The organism is Hoeflea prorocentri, from assembly GCF_027944115.1.
In the GTDB taxonomy this organism is placed as follows: Bacteria; Pseudomonadota; Alphaproteobacteria; order Rhizobiales; family Rhizobiaceae; genus Hoeflea_A; species Hoeflea_A prorocentri.
On record NZ_JAPJZI010000002.1, the window covers coordinates 365,162 to 382,650 of the forward strand.

At 57.7% G+C, this 17,489-nt stretch carries 19 protein-coding genes and 1 pseudogene; 14 read left to right on the forward strand and 6 right to left on the reverse strand.

Annotated elements, in window-relative coordinates; all coding sequences use genetic code 11:
• Window position 1: 1 nt before the first annotated feature.
• From OQ273_RS23270 to OQ273_RS23330, 13 genes are all read left to right on the forward strand, one after another.
• A complete protein-coding gene (locus tag OQ273_RS23270) occupies window positions 2-1,648 on the forward strand; it encodes a sugar ABC transporter ATP-binding protein (RefSeq protein WP_267993494.1) in 1,647 nt (548 codons plus the stop codon).
• The gene (locus tag OQ273_RS23275) at window positions 1,645-2,646 is read left to right on the forward strand and encodes an ABC transporter permease (protein WP_267993495.1); all 1,002 of its coding nucleotides are present in this window, start codon (window positions 1,645-1,647) and stop codon (window positions 2,644-2,646) included. Before OQ273_RS23270 ends, OQ273_RS23275 begins: the two co-directional genes overlap by 4 nt.
• 149 nt (window positions 2,647-2,795) lie before the next feature.
• The gene (gene hisD / locus OQ273_RS23280) at window positions 2,796-4,127 is read left to right on the forward strand and encodes a histidinol dehydrogenase (RefSeq protein WP_267993496.1); all 1,332 of its coding nucleotides are present in this window, start codon (window positions 2,796-2,798) and stop codon (window positions 4,125-4,127) included.
• A 546-nt stretch (window positions 4,128-4,673) separates the two neighbouring features.
• A complete protein-coding gene (locus OQ273_RS23285; protein WP_267993497.1) occupies window positions 4,674-5,921 on the forward strand; it encodes a GAF domain-containing sensor histidine kinase in 1,248 nt (415 codons plus the stop codon).
• Entirely contained in the window at window positions 5,922-6,677 is a 756-nt protein-coding gene (locus OQ273_RS23290; RefSeq protein WP_267993498.1) for a response regulator transcription factor, read from the forward strand.
• Window positions 6,678-6,806: 129 nt separating this feature from the next.
• Window positions 6,807-7,016: a tautomerase family protein gene (locus OQ273_RS23295; protein WP_267993499.1), complete on the forward strand. Its 210-nt coding sequence runs from the start codon at window positions 6,807-6,809 to the stop codon at window positions 7,014-7,016.
• Complete coding sequence (locus OQ273_RS23300; RefSeq protein WP_267993500.1) at window positions 7,013-7,903, forward strand: SMP-30/gluconolactonase/LRE family protein; 891 nt, start codon at window positions 7,013-7,015, stop codon at window positions 7,901-7,903. The genes OQ273_RS23295 and OQ273_RS23300 overlap by 4 nt, the downstream gene beginning before the upstream one ends.
• 77 nt (window positions 7,904-7,980) lie before the next feature.
• Window positions 7,981-9,180, forward strand: coding sequence for an ABC transporter substrate-binding protein (locus OQ273_RS23305; protein WP_267993501.1), 1,200 nt, complete (start codon window positions 7,981-7,983; stop codon window positions 9,178-9,180).
• A 94-nt stretch (window positions 9,181-9,274) separates the two neighbouring features.
• Entirely contained in the window at window positions 9,275-10,168 is an 894-nt protein-coding gene (locus OQ273_RS23310; protein ID WP_267993502.1) for a branched-chain amino acid ABC transporter permease, read from the forward strand.
• Between the two features lie 3 nt (window positions 10,169-10,171).
• Window positions 10,172-11,095 carry a branched-chain amino acid ABC transporter permease gene (locus OQ273_RS23315; protein WP_267993503.1) on the forward strand — a complete coding sequence of 308 codons (924 nt, stop codon included), beginning with the start codon at window positions 10,172-10,174 and terminating at the stop codon, window positions 11,093-11,095.
• Window positions 11,092-11,847 (forward strand): ABC transporter ATP-binding protein, encoded by a 756-nt coding sequence (locus OQ273_RS23320; RefSeq protein ID WP_267993504.1) that lies wholly within the window; start codon window positions 11,092-11,094, stop codon window positions 11,845-11,847. The genes OQ273_RS23315 and OQ273_RS23320 overlap by 4 nt, the downstream gene beginning before the upstream one ends.
• The gene (locus OQ273_RS23325; RefSeq protein ID WP_267993505.1) at window positions 11,837-12,538 is read left to right on the forward strand and encodes an ABC transporter ATP-binding protein; all 702 of its coding nucleotides are present in this window, start codon (window positions 11,837-11,839) and stop codon (window positions 12,536-12,538) included. The genes OQ273_RS23320 and OQ273_RS23325 overlap by 11 nt, the downstream gene beginning before the upstream one ends.
• 21 nt (window positions 12,539-12,559) lie before the next feature.
• On the forward strand, window positions 12,560-13,024 hold the full coding sequence (locus tag OQ273_RS23330; protein WP_267993506.1) for an OsmC family protein: 465 nt from the start codon (window positions 12,560-12,562) through the stop codon (window positions 13,022-13,024).
• A 268-nt stretch (window positions 13,025-13,292) separates the two neighbouring features.
• On the opposite strand, the gene OQ273_RS23335 is transcribed toward OQ273_RS23330, so the two are convergent.
• Both OQ273_RS23335 and OQ273_RS23340 read right to left on the reverse strand, forming a co-directional pair.
• Entirely contained in the window at window positions 13,293-13,967 is a 675-nt protein-coding gene (locus tag OQ273_RS23335) for a Crp/Fnr family transcriptional regulator (protein ID WP_267993582.1), read from the reverse strand.
• A gap of 82 nt (window positions 13,968-14,049) precedes the next feature.
• Window positions 14,050-14,712: a peroxiredoxin gene (locus OQ273_RS23340; protein ID WP_267993507.1), complete on the reverse strand. Its 663-nt coding sequence runs from the start codon at window positions 14,710-14,712 to the stop codon at window positions 14,050-14,052.
• 102 nt (window positions 14,713-14,814) lie between these two features.
• Here OQ273_RS23340 and OQ273_RS23345 point away from each other — a divergent pair, with 102 nt between their 5' ends.
• A complete protein-coding gene (locus tag OQ273_RS23345; protein ID WP_267993508.1) occupies window positions 14,815-15,732 on the forward strand; it encodes a LysR substrate-binding domain-containing protein in 918 nt (305 codons plus the stop codon).
• Between the two features lie 21 nt (window positions 15,733-15,753).
• Here the strand turns inward: OQ273_RS23345 and OQ273_RS23350 are convergent, their stop codons facing one another.
• From OQ273_RS23350 to OQ273_RS23365, 4 genes and pseudogenes are all read right to left on the reverse strand, one after another.
• Window positions 15,754-16,188 (reverse strand): DsrE family protein, encoded by a 435-nt coding sequence (locus tag OQ273_RS23350; RefSeq protein ID WP_267993509.1) that lies wholly within the window; start codon window positions 16,186-16,188, stop codon window positions 15,754-15,756.
• 25 nt (window positions 16,189-16,213) lie between these two features.
• A pseudogene (locus OQ273_RS23355) lies at window positions 16,214-16,846 on the reverse strand (SLAC1 anion channel family protein); the annotation flags it as partial.
• An 18-nt stretch (window positions 16,847-16,864) separates the two neighbouring features.
• Window positions 16,865-17,089, reverse strand: coding sequence for a hypothetical protein (locus tag OQ273_RS23360; protein ID WP_267993510.1), 225 nt, complete (start codon window positions 17,087-17,089; stop codon window positions 16,865-16,867).
• 30 nt (window positions 17,090-17,119) lie between these two features.
• Window positions 17,120-17,488 carry a DUF5368 domain-containing protein gene (locus OQ273_RS23365; RefSeq protein WP_267993511.1) on the reverse strand — a complete coding sequence of 123 codons (369 nt, stop codon included), beginning with the start codon at window positions 17,486-17,488 and terminating at the stop codon, window positions 17,120-17,122.
• Window position 17,489: the final 1 nt, after the last annotated feature.

Sequence of the window (17,489 nt, forward strand, 5' to 3'; positions counted from 1 at the left end):
TATGTCCGCGGTCGACCCATTGCAACCGCAATCAACCTCATTGGCGGCGTCCCAGACGCCGCCAACACTGCATCTAAAGAACATCTCCAAGACCTTTAACGCGACACGGGCACTTGACCAGGTCTCGTTCGACGTCATGCCGGGCGAGGTGCATGGTCTCCTGGGCACCAATGGGTCCGGCAAGTCAACCATGGTCAAGATACTGGCCGGATTCCATGTCCCCGATCAGGGCGGTCACATGGAGTTCAATGGCGCCGAGGTGGCACTGCCACTCAAGCCAAGCGATTTTCGGCGCCTGGGCATGAGCTTTGTGCATCAGAATCTTGGATTGGTGCCATCGTTAACGGTTCTTGAAAACCTTCGCCTTGCACAGATCGCGCTTGCCGGAGGCATGCGGATCAACTGGCGCCGGGAAAAGGCGGCAGCGCGAGAAACGCTTGAGCGCTATGGTGTTAAGGTCGAGCAATGGCGGCGTATCGATGAGCTGAGCGTGGTCAATCGCGCATTGTTGGCCATTGTGCGTGCCTTTGAGGAAATCCGCGAAGAGTGTGAGCTGACCGGCAAACCCGGTCTGGTGCTGCTCGACGAACCGACACCTTTTTTGCCGCGTGAAGATGTCGACAAATTATTCGACCTCGTGCGGCAGATTGCTGATCACGGCTCGAGCGTCATCTTCATCTCTCACGATATTGAAGAAGTGATGGAGATCACCGACCGGGTGACGGTTCTGCGTGATGGGAGGGTTTCGGGCGAAATCGAAACCGCCAAGGCTTCGCATGAAGACATGGTGGAAATGATCATCGGGCGAAAACTGAGCAAATCCCAGAAAGACAGGAGCACCGACGCGGACGAAAAACCCGTTTTTGCCTCCGTGCGCGACCTTGAAGCACCAGGTGTTGCCCGCTGCGATATCGATATTGCCAAAGGTGAGATCCTTGGCCTGACGGGTCTGATCGGCTCGGGCTATGACAAAATACCCTATCTGATGTTTGGCGCGAACCCCGCTCTGGCAGGCACCATGACGCTTGCCGACGGGAAGGCGTTCGATCTTGTCGAGATGTCACCCCGGCAAGCGATCGAGGCTGATTTCGCTCTTCTTCCGGGCGACCGGCATGAGCAGAGCGGAGTAGCGAGCCTGTCCATATTCGAAAACATGCTGCTTCCCGATCTGGACAGTTATGTTCGGCGCGGTTTTCTGCGCACCGGCGCCATGCGCCGCGAGGCGGCCAGGCTCGGGCGCGAATATGAAGTGCGGCCAAATGATCCCGAACTGTCACTTGCGGCCTTGTCGGGCGGCAATGCCCAAAAGGTGCTGATCGCCCGGTGGATGAACCGCAATCCGGTCCTGCTTTTGCTGGACGAACCCACCCAGGGCGTGGATGTCGGAACCAGAGCCAATATCTTCAAGGCGCTCCAGAAGGCGACAACGGATGGCATGTCTATCGTTTGCGCCAGTTCGGATGCTGAGCAACTGGCTGAGATCTGCGATCGCGTCCTGGTTTTTGCGCGCGGGCAGATCGTGCAGGAAATCACCGGCAATGCGGTGACCAAGGATCATATTATCGGGGCCTGTTACGGAACATCGCCGCGCGGTGCCGACCGGGCTCCGCAGACGCAGGCAGGCGTGCAGGATGAGGCAGGGTCATGACCGACATTAAAAACACGGCGGACAAATCCGCTCAACCCGAGATCAATTATCTGCGCCTGTTCGAGAGGTTTGCTCTGATACTTGTGTGGTTGCTTCTGATTGCGGGCTTCAGCATCGTCATGCCTGATTCCTTTTTCAGTTGGGGCAATTTCTCCATCATGTTCGCCTCCTATGCGCCGGCAGTTCTTCTGGCACTGGCGATCATCGTTCCCCTGACGGCGGGGGACTACGATCTCGCGGTCGGCGCAACGCTGACCATGTCCTCCTGCCTGATCGGTGTGCTCAATGTCTGGTACGGGGTTCCGATCGTCTTGTGCATAGCCATTGCGCTGGGGACCGGCGTTGTCATCGGCCTGTTCCATTCGCTGTTCATCATCTACTTCCGCATTCCGTCGCTGGTGGTCACATTGGGAACGACGTCCCTCATGACGGGTATCGTGCAGTGGATTACCAACTCGTCGACGATCGGCGGTATCGACAATGCGCTGATCATGGCGGTGGTCGGAGGACGTTTTCTCGGGGTGCCCTATGCATTTTACTACGCCTTGGCCGCTGTTGTGGTCATGTGGTACGTGTTCGACTTCACGGCCCTTGGTCGCCGTCTTCTTTTTGTCGGCCGCGGCCGGGAAGTCGCCCGTCTCAATGGCATAGCCGTCGACCGAATGAGGATGGGCGCGCTGATCACATCGGCGGTCCTCGCATCCATGGCCGGTGTGATCTATGCAGGTGTTCTGGGGTCGGCCGATCCCTATTCGGGACTGAATTTTCTTCTGCCTGCATTTGCCGCCGCCTTTCTTGGGTCGACAACCATTTTGCCCGGCCGGTTCAATCCTCTTGGCGCCATCGTTGCCGTCTACTTCCTGGCCACGGGAATTGCGGGGCTGACGATGCTGGGTATTCCGCTTTGGGTGACCAATGTCTTCAACGGTGGCGCACTGATCCTCGCGGTAACGATTTCGCAGCTGACCCGCGGGCGCGAAACGTCTGACATTGGATAGCGCCTTGCGCAACACGAAGGCCGGTTTAAGTACGTCGTGAACCGACGGCCTTCGTTGGCAGGGGAAGCTCAAATACCCGGCAGCAATGTGCGTAACTTTTACGGGCACGTGTCCCAACGGGGCTCCGGTCCAAAGGAAAGGATGACATCATGACGATACGGCTCCTGAAATCTGCAAAGCCGGAGACCGAGCGTGCAAAGGATGACGCCGAGGTGCGTTTGATCGTGGAGCAGACCCTGACAGACATCGAGAAGCGGGGCGATGCGGCGGTGCGCGAACTGTCGCAAAAGTTCGATGACTACTGTCCATCTGCTTTCCGGCTGTCGGATGGCGAAATCGAGGCGCTGATGGAGAAGGTTTCGGCGCAGGATATGGCCGATCTCCGTTTCGCGCAGGATCAGGTGCGTGGTTTTGCTCAGGCGCAGCGCGATTCGATGCTGGACATTGAGGTCGAACCGCTGCCGGGTGTGATTCTCGGTCACAAGAACATCCCGGTTCAGTCGGTGGGCTGCTATGTGCCCGGCGGCAAGTTTCCGATGGTCGCCTCCGCTCACATGTCCGTTGCTACCGCACAGGTCGCCGGCGTGCCGCGCATTATTGCCTGCACGCCGCCTTTCCGGGGCGAACCCAATCCCGCCGTAATCGCAGCAATGCATCTCGGCGGAGCGCATGAAATCTATGTTCTTGGCGGCATCCAGGCGGTGGGGGCGATGGCGATCGGCACGGAAACGATTGAGCCGGTGCATATGCTGGTCGGGCCGGGGAACGCTTTTGTCGCCGAGGCCAAACGGCAGTTGTTTGGCCGGGTGGGGATTGACCTTTTCGCCGGGCCGACCGAAACAATGATTATTGCGGACGAAACAGCGGCGGATGCTGAATTGTGCGCCACCGATCTCCTCGGCCAGGCCGAACACGGCTACAACTCGCCTGCTTGCATGATCACCAATTCGCAGAAGCTGGCGGAGGCAACTCTAGAGGAGATCGACCGCCTGCTGGCAATTCTGCCTACGGCTGACACGGCAGGTGTCTCCTGGCGTGACTACGGCGACATGATCGTCTGCGACACCTATGACGAGATGCTGGCGACCGCGAACGACATGGCCTATGAACATGTGCAGGTCATGACCGACCGGGATGACTGGTTTCTGGACAATATGCACTCATATGGAGCACTCTTCCTCGGTCCGCGCACAAATGTGGCCAATGGCGACAAGGTAATCGGAACCAACCATACGCTGCCAACCAGGAAAGCCGGCCGCTACACGGGCGGATTGTGGGTCGGCAAATACCTCAAGACTCACAGCTACCAGAAAATTCTTACGGATGAGGCGGCAGCGTTGATCGGGCAATTTGGTTCGCGGCTATGTATGCTCGAAGGATTTGTTGGCCATGCTGAACAGTGCAACGTCCGCGTCCGCCGCTACGGCGGTGTCAATGTGCCCTATGGTGGCGCAGCACCTTCTCAGGTGGTCACCGGATGACCGGTTATCGGGCACTGGCGTATTCCAGCCATAACAGTCCAACCAAACGAAAGACAGCCAGGTTGGCCCGTTGACGTGCCAATTTCGCTTGACGGAAAACAACGAACTAACCCGCGCGAAGATTTGGGAAAACCCGGACGCTCGACAGAGCCGATCATCATCCTTGGAGATTGAGATGAGCCGTGGGGCCACCTCCTTCCGCATCCCGCTTTGGTACTGAAGACCTGTCTGCTCAGCTGATCCAGGTCTTTGATGTCGGAGCTTCTTCAAATGGCAAAGAAGCGAAGAGACTCTCCTCGTCGCAGAGTGCGCTCTCGGCATCGTAAATCCGACCCACGACAGAGACATCTTGATCGTGGACATGTTCATATACCCGATACCGATCAGTCCTTCTGTGCGACAAGAGTCAAAAAAGGGGCCTCAAGATTGCCGGTTGCTCCCCAGCGGTGACGATCCGTGCAGTCCCGAAGCCATGGTTTGACTATTTTTGACAGATCAATCTAAGATGTTCACGTGAACAAGCCGCGCCATATCTCTAAACCTCATATGTCGGACTCGGTCGATCTGGACGAGCATCCTGATTCAATGCTCATGCGGCTCAGGGCAATCTCGCGCGCGATTGCGGGCCCGCTGGACTATGATCTGGTTCTTGAGAACTTTGCCAAGGAGATGCAGAAGATCCTTCCGCATAATCACCTGGATATTGTTCTGCTGCACGGGGCCGGTATGCAGGTGTGTTATGAGGCGGGTATTTCAACGGCCTGGACCGACAGCGCCAAGACACTGCGACCGACGGCAACCAGCCCGATCCGAGATCTCCTGTTGGGGCGCGTCGACAAGATTGTCTCTGCTGATGCGCAGACAGACCGGCGGTTCCTCTTCCTCGGCGCCGACAACCAGCCCATCTTCGATGCTGACTTGCGGTCGCGGATCATCGTGCCCCTGACGATCAAAGGCCGGATCATCGGATCGCTTGCGCTCAGCAGCCATCAGATCGGCCAGTATACAGAAGAGATGTGCGATCGTGCGCAAGCAGCTGCAGACCTTCTCGCACCATATCTCTTTGCTCTGGAGGAGGGGCGGCGCGCGCGCGAGGCAGCGGTCGCTCAAGCAGAGGCGCAGGGGCGGGAAGAAGCGTTGCGACTGGGTGTCCAAAGGCTGACCGAGGGAATTGAACGAGAACGTCAGCGTTTGGCCATGGATTTGCACGATCAAACACTGGCAGACCTAGCGCGCCTGGTGAGACGACTGGGGCGGCTGCGCCGGGAGGTTCCGCCTGATCTGGGCGAACTGGTAACAATAGAGACGGATCTTGGCCGGGCACTCGATGACCTGCGCTCGATCGTGGAAAACATGAGGCCTGGCGTGCTTCAACTGTTCGGGTTTTCTGACGCGGTGGAAGCACAGCTTGATCGAGCGGTGTCCGCACGCGGGCGAAAGCCTGAAACATCGGTTCGTGACCTTACCGGCGGTGCGGTCGACGCGCTTCCGGAAACAGTGCGCACGGCGCTGTTTCGCATAGCCCAGGAAGCCGTGACCAATGCGGTCAAGCATGCCGATGCCTCGCAGATCACTGTCGAGATTTCGAGTGCGCCATCCTCCATTGTCGTGGTGATCGAGGATGATGGGGTCGGGATCGATCCGCAAGCTCTGTCATCGTCAGGCGGGCTGGACAATATTCGCACGCGGGCTCGACTGATTTCAGCTCACGTCGAATTCGGATCGACACCGGGCGAAGGCACGCGGATATCAGTGAAGCTTCCGGTAACGCCTGCAGATGGGAGCCAAGCGTAGATGGACATCCTGATCGTTGAAGACGATGCCATGCATCGCGCGTTCTTGAAGGCTGTTGTGACCAATGCACTGCCTGAAGGCACATGCATTCGCGAAGCGGAAGACGGAGTGTCGGCGGTCCGGCAGGCGGAGGAGAACGAATCCATCGACTCCGTGATCATGGACTTGCAGATGCCGCAGATGAACGGTGTCGAGGCGGCCAAGCGGCTGTGGCGTTGCCGGCCGGATATGAAGATCCTGTTCTGGTCCAATTACTCCGAAGAAGCCTATGTACGCGGTATTTCGCGCATTGTGCCAGACGGCGCTGTCTACGGATACATCCTGAAGTCCGCGGCCGAAGAGCTGTTGCAGATCGCAATGCAGGGCGTCTTTATTGGCGAGCAGTGCGTCATCGACCGAACGGTACAAGACCTGCAGAAAACCGCCGGGAACCGGTCGATGACCCTGACTGAAGCCGAGCTTGAAGTGCTGGTCGATCTCTTTATCGGGCTAACGGACAAGGCTATTGCGCATCGCCGCAAGATCTCGTTGCGCAGTGTCCAAGCCAGGCTGCAGGGCCTTTATGGAAAGCTTGGCCTGGAACGCCATGATATTCCTACCGGCCCGTGGGGAGCGACGTTCAATCCCCGGAGCCGGGCGATCTCGGTTGCACTGTCGCGGGGACTCGTCACGCTTGACCTAATCGCGGTGGAAGAAGAGAGGGTTGCGCGCTGGCTGGATGAGACAGCCGACGGCAATGGCGCGCAGCGGGACTAGCGGGCTCACGCGGAAGATTTGCGGGTTCCCGCAAAAAACCTGCGGAAAACAGCGCAGACGTCGAATGCAGCGCTCAGTAACGTCCTTCCAACAAACTGACCAGGAAGCTGGATCAGATGGGAGGACATAATGCCGTTTGTGAACATTCGTATCGTCAGAGAGGTGATCGCCGCTGACCCCGAAGGCATCAAATCCAAGGTCAGCACAGCCGTAACCAGTGCGATCGCCGATGCTGCAGAGATTCCCGAAGACAATGTCTGGGTTGTTTTTGAGGAAGTCTCCGAGACCGATTGGTTTGCCGGCGGCACCCGCGTCAAAGAGTTGCGGTCAGGATCATGACCGCTGAAGTACGCGATCCTCGTTTCTCCGCCGTCATCGGAGAAACCGTTGAAGTCGAAAAACTCGGCTCGGGATTTCAATTCACCGAAGGGCCGATCTGGCATCACCTTGAGCGACATCTGACGTTTTCGGACATGCCAGGCGATCACATGCGCCGTTGGTGGCCCGATAGCGGGCTTATCGAGACCTTCCGCAAGCCTTCGGATATGGCAAACGGCAATGCCTATGACCGCTTAGGCCGTATGGTGTCGTGCCAGCATGCCACGAGCAGCGTCACCCGGACGGAAGCCGACGGTTCGATAACGACACTGGCCACGCACTTTGAAGGAAAAGAGCTCAACAGTCCCAACGACATCATTGTGAACAGTGATGGCCGTATCTTTTTCACCGATCCAACCTATGGACGCATGCCGGTCTTTGGGGTTGAGCGCGATTGTGAACTGGATTTCCAGGGCGTCTACTCGATGAACGGCGATGGATCGGATCTTCGCTGCCTCGCTGACGATTTCGGGCAGCCGAACGGACTGTGCCTTTCGGTCGATGAGACCACCTTGTTTGTGAACGATACCGACAAGCTTCACATCCGCAGGTTTGACATCGCCGACGATGGTTCGCTGAAGGGCGGTGATGTGTGGGCAAGTCCTGAAGGCGACAAGCCAGGCCATCCCGACGGGATGAAGGTCGATTGCCGCGACAACCTCTATTGCACAGGGCCTGGCGGCGTTCAGGTCTTTGCCCCGGATGCGGCATGCCTTGGCGTGATCCTTGTGCCGGAAATGGTAGCCAACTTCACTTGGGGTGATGACGATATGAGAAGCATCTTCTTTACCGCGTCAACGTCCTTGTATCGATGCAGAACCAACACGCCGGGACTGCATCTGTTTTGACGACCCGGCCAATTGGGAGGTTGGCCGGTTACGAAGCCAGGGTCGAACGATCGACCACACAAAAGGGAGGAATTGACATGCGAACGACTAATATTCTGAGTGCCGGCGTTATTGGCGCGGCGAGCGTGCTGAGTGCCGGAGCGGCCTCTGCAGCGGATGATGAGATCCGGATCGGCGCGCTTTATGCAACATCGGGCGCTTGCCTGATTTTCGGTGAGCTCGCGTTGAAAGGTCACGAGATCCTTGTAGACCGGATCAACGCCGAGGGCGGGCTGAATGGCAAAAAGCTTGTCACCTATCATCGTGACAGCAAGTGCAATCCCGGTGAGGCGACCGCTGCGGCGCGCGACCTGATCGCCAAAGACGGAGTTCATTTTCTGGTAGGCGGCATCTCGTCTTCAGAGGGGCAGGCGATTTCCGAAGTCGCCAAGCAAGAGGGTGTCATCTACATCGCGTCCATCCCCAAAACGACGGAGATGACGGACGAAGAGCACTTCCATCAGCATGTGTTCCGGGCAGCCGCCAATACCAACACGGAAGGCAAGTCTGCGGCGGTGATCGCTGACAAGCTCGGTCTCGACAAGATCTGCACGATGCTGCTCGATTACTCGTACGGTTACGGCCTCGATGAAGCCTTCCGCGAACATCTCGCAGAGATCCGGCCGGAAGCTGAAATCGTCGAGGCGGCTTGGCCAAAATTCGGCACCACGGACTACACACCGTTTATCACCAAGCTGATGGGCGCCGATTGCGACGGGGTTTTCTCCAACATCTGGGGCGGAATTTTCCCAACCTTTGCAAAACAGGCAAAACCTTTCGGTTTCTTTGACCGTTTTCAGTACATTAGCGCCGGCGAAGTCGGGGCGCCCGTGGTGGCTGAACAAATGGGTGACGATATGCCATCGGGGATTTGGACCAACACGTATGAGGCATTCTACTATTCGCCCAACCCCGAGCACGAGGCCTTTGTTGCAGAGCTGCGTGAAGTCCTGGGAACGGAGCATACACCATCGTGGCCATCGACCGGTTACATTGCGGCGCAGTGGTTGGCAGAAGCGGTGAAGGCCGCGGGGACAGATGAAACCGATGCCGTGATTGCGGCGCTGAAGGGGCTGACGATTACCACACCGATCGGCGAGCAGACGATGCGTGCCAGCGATCATCAAGCCAATCGTGGACAGTTCTGGGGGCAGATGGGCGAATCCACGCTCGAGGGGTATCCATACAAGATGCTCAAGAACATCGAATACGTCCCCGCGGATGGATTGATGGACTAGCAATCCTCCCAAACCTTCCGCCTTGGAGTGTACTTCTATCTCCAGGGCGGGGGGTTTTCTGTGATGATCCCGATTGCCTGAGGACCGTGCCCCGATGTTTGACAATCCAATGCTGCTCTTCATTCAGTTTATGAACGGCCTGTCGCTGGGGCTTAACCTGTTCATCATCGCCGCGGGGCTTACACTGATCCTGGGTGTGCTGGGCGTTCTGAATTTTGCGCATGGCGCCTTCTACATGATCGGTGGTTACGCCAGTTACACGCTGGTGAACTGGCTTTCCGGCGTGCCAGGCGGGTTCTGGTTCGCCGCTTTGGGGGCAGCCGGGTTACTTGCACTTGGCGCATGGGGCATTGAGCGGCTGATGCTGAGGCGTCTTTATGGCCGCGACCACGTTTATCAGTTGTTGTTCACCTTTGCGCTGGTGTTGATCATCGGCGATGTCGTGAAGGTGGTTTGGGGCAGCAGCATCCTGTCTGTGTCCTTTCCGCCGGGTCTTGACGGTGCGGTCAATCTCGGGATCGCCTGGTACCCGTCCTACCGGTTGTTGCTCTGCGCGATCGGTGTTGCCGTCGCCGCGGGCCTTTGGTTCTTTGTCAATCGAACACGTGCAGGGCGGTTGGTCCGGGCGGCAAAACAGGACCGAGAAATGTTGCAGGCGCTCGGTATCAATGTCGGACGGATCTACATGCTTGTCTTTGTGGCGGGATCCGCCCTGGCCGGGTTTGGCGGCGCGCTCGCCGCCCCGGCGATTGCGCTGGCTCCGGGGATGGATGCCGAGATCATCGTCGAGTGCTTCATCATTGTTATCATAGGCGGACTTGGCAGTCTTGGTGGCGCCTTTCTCGGAGCCATCATGCTCGGGCTTCTAACGGCCTTTGGCATCTCCTTGTTCCCCGATTTCGAAATTGTCATGGTTTATCTGATGATGGTTCTCGTCCTGCTCATTCGGCCATGGGGGCTCCTGGGCAAACCGCAGGCAGGAGGGTGAGCCATGCACCGCTTGACGACACCCTTTGTTTGCGCGTTTGTTCTGATCGCCTTGGCGCTGGTGCCGCTGACCGGAGACAAGTTCTTCATATATCTCGGCGCAGAGATCATTATCTTCGCACTGTTCGCGCTCAGTTTTAACCTTCTGCTGGGCTATGGCGGGATGTTGAGTTTCGGGCATGCGGCGTATTTCGCCATAGGCGCCTATACATGTGCGATATTCCTGACGACCCTTGAACTGCCATTCCTTGTTGCCTTTCTCGGCGCTGTCGGGTTCAGCGCAGTTGGGGCGGCCATAATCGGCTATTTCTGCGTCAAGCTGACGGAGGTGTATTTCGCAATGCTGACCCTGGCCTTCGGGCAATTGGTTTGGGCGATCGCGTTCAAATGGGTTGGCGTCACCGGCGGAGATACGGGCTTCATCGGTGTTGCTGTGCCGGAGATGCTCAAGGCACCTGCGACCTTCTACTACTTTGCATTGATCATCGTAACGCTGTGTGTCGGCGTGATCTGGATTATCGTGAACTCAGCTTTCGGCTATACGCTCCAGGCCACACGTGAGAACCGCAACCGTGCCGAGTTCATCGGTGTGAATGTTCGGCTCGTGCAGCACGTGACGTTTGTGATTGCCGGTACTTTCGCAGGCGTGGCCGGCGCGCTCTTCACTTTGTTCAACCACTCCGTTTTTGTTGAAAGTGCTTGGTGGTCTGCCTCGGCGGAAGTCCTGATCATGACGATTCTTGGCGGCGTCGGATCGTTTTTCGGCCCGCTTGTCGGGGCCGCTACCTTGATCATTCTTGATCGGATCACAACCGAGTTTACGGTCTATTGGCCAACAGTGCTGGGCATCATTCTTTTGATCGTTCTCTTCTTTTTCCCGGAAGGGCTGATGGGTGTTTTCAAGAAGAAGAAGGGTGGCCGGTCATGAGCCTACTGACGATTACCAATCTTGGGATGAACTTTGACGGCTTCCAGGCATTAAATGCCGTCGACCTCACACTGTCAGAGGGCGAGAAGCATGCGATCATCGGGCCGAACGGGGCCGGCAAGACGACATTTTTCAACTGCATTACGCGGCATCTGAAACCGACGACGGGATCCGTTACTTATTGGGACAGCGAGCTCACGGTGTTGAAGCCGCATCAAATTGTGAAGCTTGGTATCGCGCGGTCGTTCCAGCGCATCAACATTTACCCCGAATTGACGGTGTTTGAGAATGTACAGGTCGCGTTGATCGCGGATCACGGGCAAATCTTCAATATGATACGCCCCGGCGCTTCCCTTTACCGCGATGAAGTCGCGCGGATGCTGGAACTTGTCAGTCTGAGCGATGATGCGGACGCGATGGCCGGCGTTATGTCCTACGGCAAGCAAAAACAACTCGAGCTGGCAGTCGCGCTTGCGTCGGAGCCTGATCTTTTGCTTCTGGACGAGCCGACAGCCGGTATGTCACCGCAAGAGACAATCGACAGCATTACACTGATTGGCAAGATTGCGGAAGCGCGCAAGCTAACGCTGCTCTTTACTGAGCATGACATGAATGTCGTGTTCTCCATCGCCGACCGGCTTTCGGTCCTGCATCATGGAGAGTTGATCGCGACAGGCCGACCTGACGAGATACGGCAAAACCCGGAAGTGCGCCGGATCTATCTTGGGGAGCATGCCGACAATGCTGCTTGAAGTTGACACAATCCGCACATCCTACGGTATTTCCGAAGTGCTCTTCGGCCTGTCATTTCATGTCGCCGAAGGGGAAGTTGTCGGCCTTTTGGGCCGAAACGGAGTCGGTAAGAGCACGACGATGCGATCAATCGTCGGGCTGACACCGCCCCATGCAGGCGAAATACGCTGGCGAGGGAAGCGAATAGACGGGCGCCCCACCTATGACATCGCCCGCAACGGGGTTGGCTTCGTACCGGAAGACCGCCGCATCTTTCCCGAACTGACGGTTTGGGAGAATCTCGACATAGCCCGACGGGCAAGTGCCAGCGGAGAGGGCTGGACGGAAGCTAAAGTCTTTGCACTGTTTCCTGATCTGGAACGCATTCAAGGCCGCAAGGGTGGATTTTTAAGCGGCGGACAGCAGCAGATGCTTGCCATTGCCCGGGCGCTGCTCGGAAATCCCGAGCTGTTGCTTTTGGACGAGCCGTCTGAGGGACTGGCTCCCCTGGTTGTTGCCGACTTACGGGACCAGATTGCAACCCTGAAAGAGCAGGGGCTTTCGGTGGTGCTCGCCGAGCAAAACCTGGACTTCGTCCTGTCACTGAGTGACCGGGTCTACATCCTTGAAAGAGGCGAAATCCGCTTTGAGGGCATGCCCGGGGAAGTCCGCGGCAATAGCGACTTGATTGAACGGTACTTGACCGTCTGACACTGAGATAAGGAGACAGCCATGGCCCACACGATGCCGGACAGCTTTCCCATAGAAATTGATGGCATGGCGATTTCAGCCGCCAAGACAGAGCTGACGGCGCGTCAGCATACGATTGTCATCGATGAGCCTCCTGAGCGAGGCGGCACTGACATTGCCGCAACACCCCTGGAGCATATGCTGTCCTCGTTTTTGGCCTGCACCAATGTCATCACTCAGTTTGTGGCCGTTCAAAAGCGCTTGAAAATCAGAGGTATGTCGATGTCGCTGGTGGGCCATTTCGATACGCGCGGCGTGTTTGAGAAAGCCAGTGTCCGTTGTCCATTCCCGACCATCGAGATGAAGGTCGAGATACAGAGCGATATGAGCCTCGATGAACTTCATGATCTCAAGGCGGCTGTCGCCAGGAGATGCCCTGTCTCCGTGATCCTGAGGGAAGCCGGTTGCCAAATCGAGGATGTGTGGCAGCTTATGCCAAGCACGTGAGCGTAGTCACTCCGGCCGTTGTCGGTGTTTGTTGCTGTCGCGATACAAACCCAATTCCGCGGATATAGGCTGGTTCTGCTTGCCGGACCTTGGGTGAGAGAATGTCACTTTCCGCACGTGCAGCCTCATTCCAAACCCATTGGGCGCAGCCGGAATAACATCCCGTCTTGCCGCAATGTCTGACCGCATTGGCAGTGCGCAAGGCGATCAGCTGTGCGATTTGATCTCCAGGCCGGCAAACCCACCGGTTGTCTGGGGGTGAACGGGATCAAGCGTGCACACCCGATGACTTGACCAGCCGTTCAAGTCCGGAACGGCCGGCCAGGTGCACTTCTCCACGGAATTGCTCGATCCATCCGCGGCGATGAAACTCCGACAGCGTTCTGGAAATCACCTCGCGGGCGGTCCCGAGCTCGGTTGCCAGGACGGCGTGCGTGGCATGCACCACGTTATCCCGGTCGGCAAGTTCCAGAAGGCGCGAGGCAAGGCGTACATCCATCCGCTGGAACACGATGTCGTCGATAAGGGTAAAAAGATCGGTGATCCGACGCGAATAGGCGGTAAATACGAACTCCCGGAAGATCGGTGATTTTGCTACCAGATCATCGAAGGTGAGCCGCGGAATGGCGACGGCCCTGACGTTCGTCTCGGCAATCCCGTCCGCGGAGTAATCCTCAAATGCCAACATGCAGGCGGTGGTCAGAACACAGCTTTCGCCGGCATGTACGCGGTAGAGAAAGACTTCGCGCCCGGTTTCAGATCTTTGCTGCACCCTCACGATGCCGTCCAGCAGGAGCAGCAGATTGTCTGCCGACTGGCCCGGAGCGAAGATCTGGGTTCCGGCCGGCACCGACACGATCCGGCTTCCCGCCTCGAGTTCTGTCCGGATTTCGGCAGGCAGCCTGCCAAGTCCCTTGAACTGATCAATCCATGTTTCTTCCATATCCTCATGTCCTGACTGTATCCTGCCCAGATGGGTGGCGTGGGAAGGCACGCCGTTCATCGTCACGTAGATGTCTGTGCGCTTACAAAGCCTTGGTCGAGAAATACCAGTCCTTGGTCGCGTAGCCTTCCGACATCCGGGTCTCGGCGGCGTCGGCAGTTTGCGGCGGGGGCACGATGACATCCTGGCCGGGCTGCCAATTCTCAGGCGTTGCGACCTTATGCATATCGGATGTTTGCAACGCCTGGACAAGCCGGATGAATTCATCGACCGATCGCCCGTTGGTCATTGGATAATAGACCATGGCCCGCAGAATGCCTTCCGGATCGATCACGAACGTCGCGCGCACGGCTTGTGTGTCCGACGCACCGGGTTGGATCATGCCGAAAGATTGTGCGACGGCCATGTCCAGATCCGCGATGATCGGGAACGGGATTTCGATACCGAAGGTCTCCTTGATGGAGCGGACCCAGGCGATATGCGCATAGTGGCTGTCTATGGACAGGCCCAGCAGCTCCGTGTCGAGTGCGGCAAACTCTTCCGCCCGATTGGCAAATGCGGTGAATTCCGTTGTGCAGACCGGGGTAAAGTCGGCCGGATGCGAGAAGAGGATCAGCCATTTGCCGCGGTAGTCGGCAAGTGTCTTGCGGCCATGAGTGGTCAGCGCGTCGAAATCCGGCGCGGGTTCATTGAGGCTTGGCAGGCCATGTGGCGTGTCTGCGGGGGATATCGCTAGCGTATTCATGTCAAAGCTCCTGAGTTCGGCGATGAAAACAAGATAGTCATGCAATCGTAATCTCTGAAATTGATTGTATCCTCCTTTGTTATTCATTATTCCGATTACGCCATGACAACACTCCGCCAACTCCGTTTCCTGGTCGCCCTGGATGAAACGCAGAATTTCTCGCGGGCGTCCGAACTGTGCCACGTCACGCAATCCACATTGTCGACCGGGTTAAAGGAACTTGAAGAGCGATTGGGCGTCCGGGTGGCCGAGCGTACGAAACAAAGCGTCCTGATGACGCAGGTGGGCAGGGATCTCGCGGCCCGAGCCCGCACTATCCTTGCGGAGGTTCAGGATTTCGAAAACCGTGCGCAACGGGAACAGGTTGCCGGCGCCACAGTGGTTCGACTGGGCACAATTCCGACGGTCGGGCCGTTTTTAATGCCGCGCACCATGCCGATGCTGCGGCGCAGATTTGCCAACACAAAGTTCTATCTGCGTGAAGAGCTGACAGACCAGCTTGTTGAGGGGCTGCTCGAAGGACGGCTTGATCTGCTTTTAATCGCGCTACCGCACCCGTTGCCGCCGCAAATCGAAACGGATGTTCTGTTCTCTGACGGGTACTGGCTCGCCACGCCTCCGGATCACCCCTTGGGTAACTACGAAACTGTCGGCGCGAATGATCTGGTGGACCGGCAATTGCTGTTGCTTGAAAAGGGTCACTGCCTGCAAAGGCATGCGCTTTCAAGTTTTTCCGGCATCAACCTGGATGAGGATCAGAGTTTTTCAGCCACCAGTCTTTCGACGCTTCTGGCCATGGTCGAGGAAGACCTCGGCATGACGCTTCTGCCGAAACTGGCGGTCGATGCCGGCATCACAAAGGGCCATATGCTGCATCTCGGACATGTCGACGGGGCAAGTCCGCGACAGGTCGCGCTGGCGTGGAGAAGAAGCTCGCCAAGCAGGGCGCTTTTCAAAAAAATCGGCGCGATCCTCAAAGAGGCCCGCGCCGATCTGGAAAAGGTGGCAACGTCTGACTGACAGTCGCGGTAAAGCAGCCGGTCAGAAACTCAGCACGCGCGCATCCGGAGCCATCAGCCGCGCGGCCATCTCGGAGGGATTGGCAACGCCGATGCCATCCAGCAGGATTGAAGCATCTTCACCGCGACCTGGAAGGTAAATCGCGCAGACCTCGACACTGGCACCGGTTTTCTCGCGGATCATCTGCATGAGGCCTTGCGGGCTCATATCCCGGGGTGGTTGTCCCGCCGTGGCGGACTCCGGTGCATCGCGCAGTGCCAGGTCGCCCGCCGGGCCGCACAAGAGAATGTGAGCCTGGGCACCTTGCTGCGCGGCCTGCATGGTCAAAACCATGGACATGAGCTGCGTTTGCGGGTCGGGCGATGTCACCACGGTGACGACTTTGGCCGGGCCTTCGGCAAAGGCTGCAACTGTGGAGGCTGCAACGAGAACGGCGGAAATGAGAAGTCTCTTCATTGATGGTCTCCTGGAGGTTTCGGATTTAGTCGGGTTGGCAGATAGCTCCGGCCAGCGCCGCGTATCGGAACGTCGCCGTCGTCAGCGCGGCCAAGGGGAAAGACAGAGCCCAGAACGACATCGCGAAGGGCAGGCGCAGCAGGGCCGGAAGCTGGATCGCCACAAGCGCTGCAAAGAAGACACCGATGTTGAAAAGGACGTTCGCCGTGGCATCCATGGCGCCGCCGTTCAGCTCGATCCACGCCAGAAAGGCGACGGACGGCGGTGCTATGAGGATCACGAGGGTCGGCCGCAGTTTGCCCGGGAGCGGATCGTGAAAGATCAAACGATTGAAGACCAGCGTCAGAAGAACGATCCAGAACAGAACTCCGACAGAGAAAAAATACCAGCTCACGTCATAAAGCCCGAGATGAGCACCGCCGAGCGGCACGATCACGTTGGCGACTGCCGGGATAAACCAGGCCGGCGACAGCATGGCCGGCCCGAAGGGGCGATGAGAAATCCAGGCGGCAACGATCACCAGGGTCAAAAGCGCCTGCACCAGAGCGCCGACACCCCACAAGGCGGCGGAGACCGCTGGCATGGCGGTCTGAAGCAGCAAAGAGAGCAAAAGGATCGAGATGTTCGCAGCGGGAAAGAAGGACAGCTTGACGGGATGGTTCCATTCCCCGGCGACCTACGCCGGAAAGCGCAGCGCCTTCAGAATATATATGGCAGCGATCGACAAGAGAATGATCCCGCCCAAAACGGAAACAACCGTCGAGGCTCCTGCAAACCCGCCGGTCCGAAAGGCAAGGGCAAGCCCGAACACACCCATCGTCACTCCGAAGAAGGTGATGGGAAAATGCGCCAGGCGGGACTTTTCGGCTTCAGCTTCGGCGGACGTCTCACTGGTGTTCATTGCCCGGTCCTTTCTTAGGCATCTATGAGGTCAGGTTTCAGCGGCGCCTTTGGTCCGCTTTGAGCCCAGCAACGACTCCAGCGTGTAGACCATGATCGCCATGCCGATGGCCCCAAGGACGGCAATGCCAATAAAGAGGATGATATCGACCGGTCCGCCGAGATCGGACAACCGGGACTTCGTCATCACCATTACAAACCAGACGGCAAGAACTGCACCGACCGGCATGGACAGTTGGGCAAACAGGAACTTCTTCCAGCTGACCGCCCGGTCGCGAACGAGGACGTAGAGATATCCGAGCGTCACTGCTGCCGCGGCCGCAACCATGGCCCAGAACAGACCGCTGCCGAAGATTTCTTCAAAGACGGCGATGAGGGTTTCGAATGTGAGATCTTTCATG

Bases quoted from the DNA above. Each gene is read 5' to 3' on its own strand.
- OQ273_RS23365 (WP_267993511.1), bottom strand. From the start codon at position 17,488: ATGAAAGATCTCACATTCGAAACCCTCATCGCCGTCTTTGAAGAAATC.
- hisD (WP_267993496.1), top strand. From the start codon at position 2,796: ATGACGATACGGCTCCTGAAATCTGCAAAGCCGGAGACCGAGCGTGCA.
- OQ273_RS23285 (WP_267993497.1), top strand. From the start codon at position 4,674: ATGTCGGACTCGGTCGATCTGGACGAGCATCCTGATTCAATGCTCATG.
- OQ273_RS23335 (WP_267993582.1), bottom strand. From the start codon at position 13,967: ATGGAAGAAACATGGATTGATCAGTTCAAGGGACTTGGCAGGCTGCCT.
- OQ273_RS23290 (WP_267993498.1), top strand. From the start codon at position 5,922: ATGGACATCCTGATCGTTGAAGACGATGCCATGCATCGCGCGTTCTTG.
- OQ273_RS23300 (WP_267993500.1), top strand. From the start codon at position 7,013: ATGACCGCTGAAGTACGCGATCCTCGTTTCTCCGCCGTCATCGGAGAA.
- OQ273_RS23320 (WP_267993504.1), top strand. From the start codon at position 11,092: ATGAGCCTACTGACGATTACCAATCTTGGGATGAACTTTGACGGCTTC.
- OQ273_RS23330 (WP_267993506.1), top strand. From the start codon at position 12,560: ATGGCCCACACGATGCCGGACAGCTTTCCCATAGAAATTGATGGCATG.
- OQ273_RS23360 (WP_267993510.1), bottom strand. From the start codon at position 17,089: ATGAACACCAGTGAGACGTCCGCCGAAGCTGAAGCCGAAAAGTCCCGC.
- OQ273_RS23305 (WP_267993501.1), top strand. From the start codon at position 7,981: ATGCGAACGACTAATATTCTGAGTGCCGGCGTTATTGGCGCGGCGAGC.
- OQ273_RS23275 (WP_267993495.1), top strand. From the start codon at position 1,645: ATGACCGACATTAAAAACACGGCGGACAAATCCGCTCAACCCGAGATC.
- OQ273_RS23310 (WP_267993502.1), top strand. From the start codon at position 9,275: ATGTTTGACAATCCAATGCTGCTCTTCATTCAGTTTATGAACGGCCTG.
- OQ273_RS23350 (WP_267993509.1), bottom strand. From the start codon at position 16,188: ATGAAGAGACTTCTCATTTCCGCCGTTCTCGTTGCAGCCTCCACAGTT.
- OQ273_RS23340 (WP_267993507.1), bottom strand. From the start codon at position 14,712: ATGAATACGCTAGCGATATCCCCCGCAGACACGCCACATGGCCTGCCA.
- OQ273_RS23295 (WP_267993499.1), top strand. From the start codon at position 6,807: ATGCCGTTTGTGAACATTCGTATCGTCAGAGAGGTGATCGCCGCTGAC.
- OQ273_RS23325 (WP_267993505.1), top strand. From the start codon at position 11,837: ATGCTGCTTGAAGTTGACACAATCCGCACATCCTACGGTATTTCCGAA.
- OQ273_RS23270 (WP_267993494.1), top strand. From the start codon at position 2: ATGTCCGCGGTCGACCCATTGCAACCGCAATCAACCTCATTGGCGGCG.
- OQ273_RS23315 (WP_267993503.1), top strand. From the start codon at position 10,172: ATGCACCGCTTGACGACACCCTTTGTTTGCGCGTTTGTTCTGATCGCC.
- OQ273_RS23345 (WP_267993508.1), top strand. From the start codon at position 14,815: ATGACAACACTCCGCCAACTCCGTTTCCTGGTCGCCCTGGATGAAACG.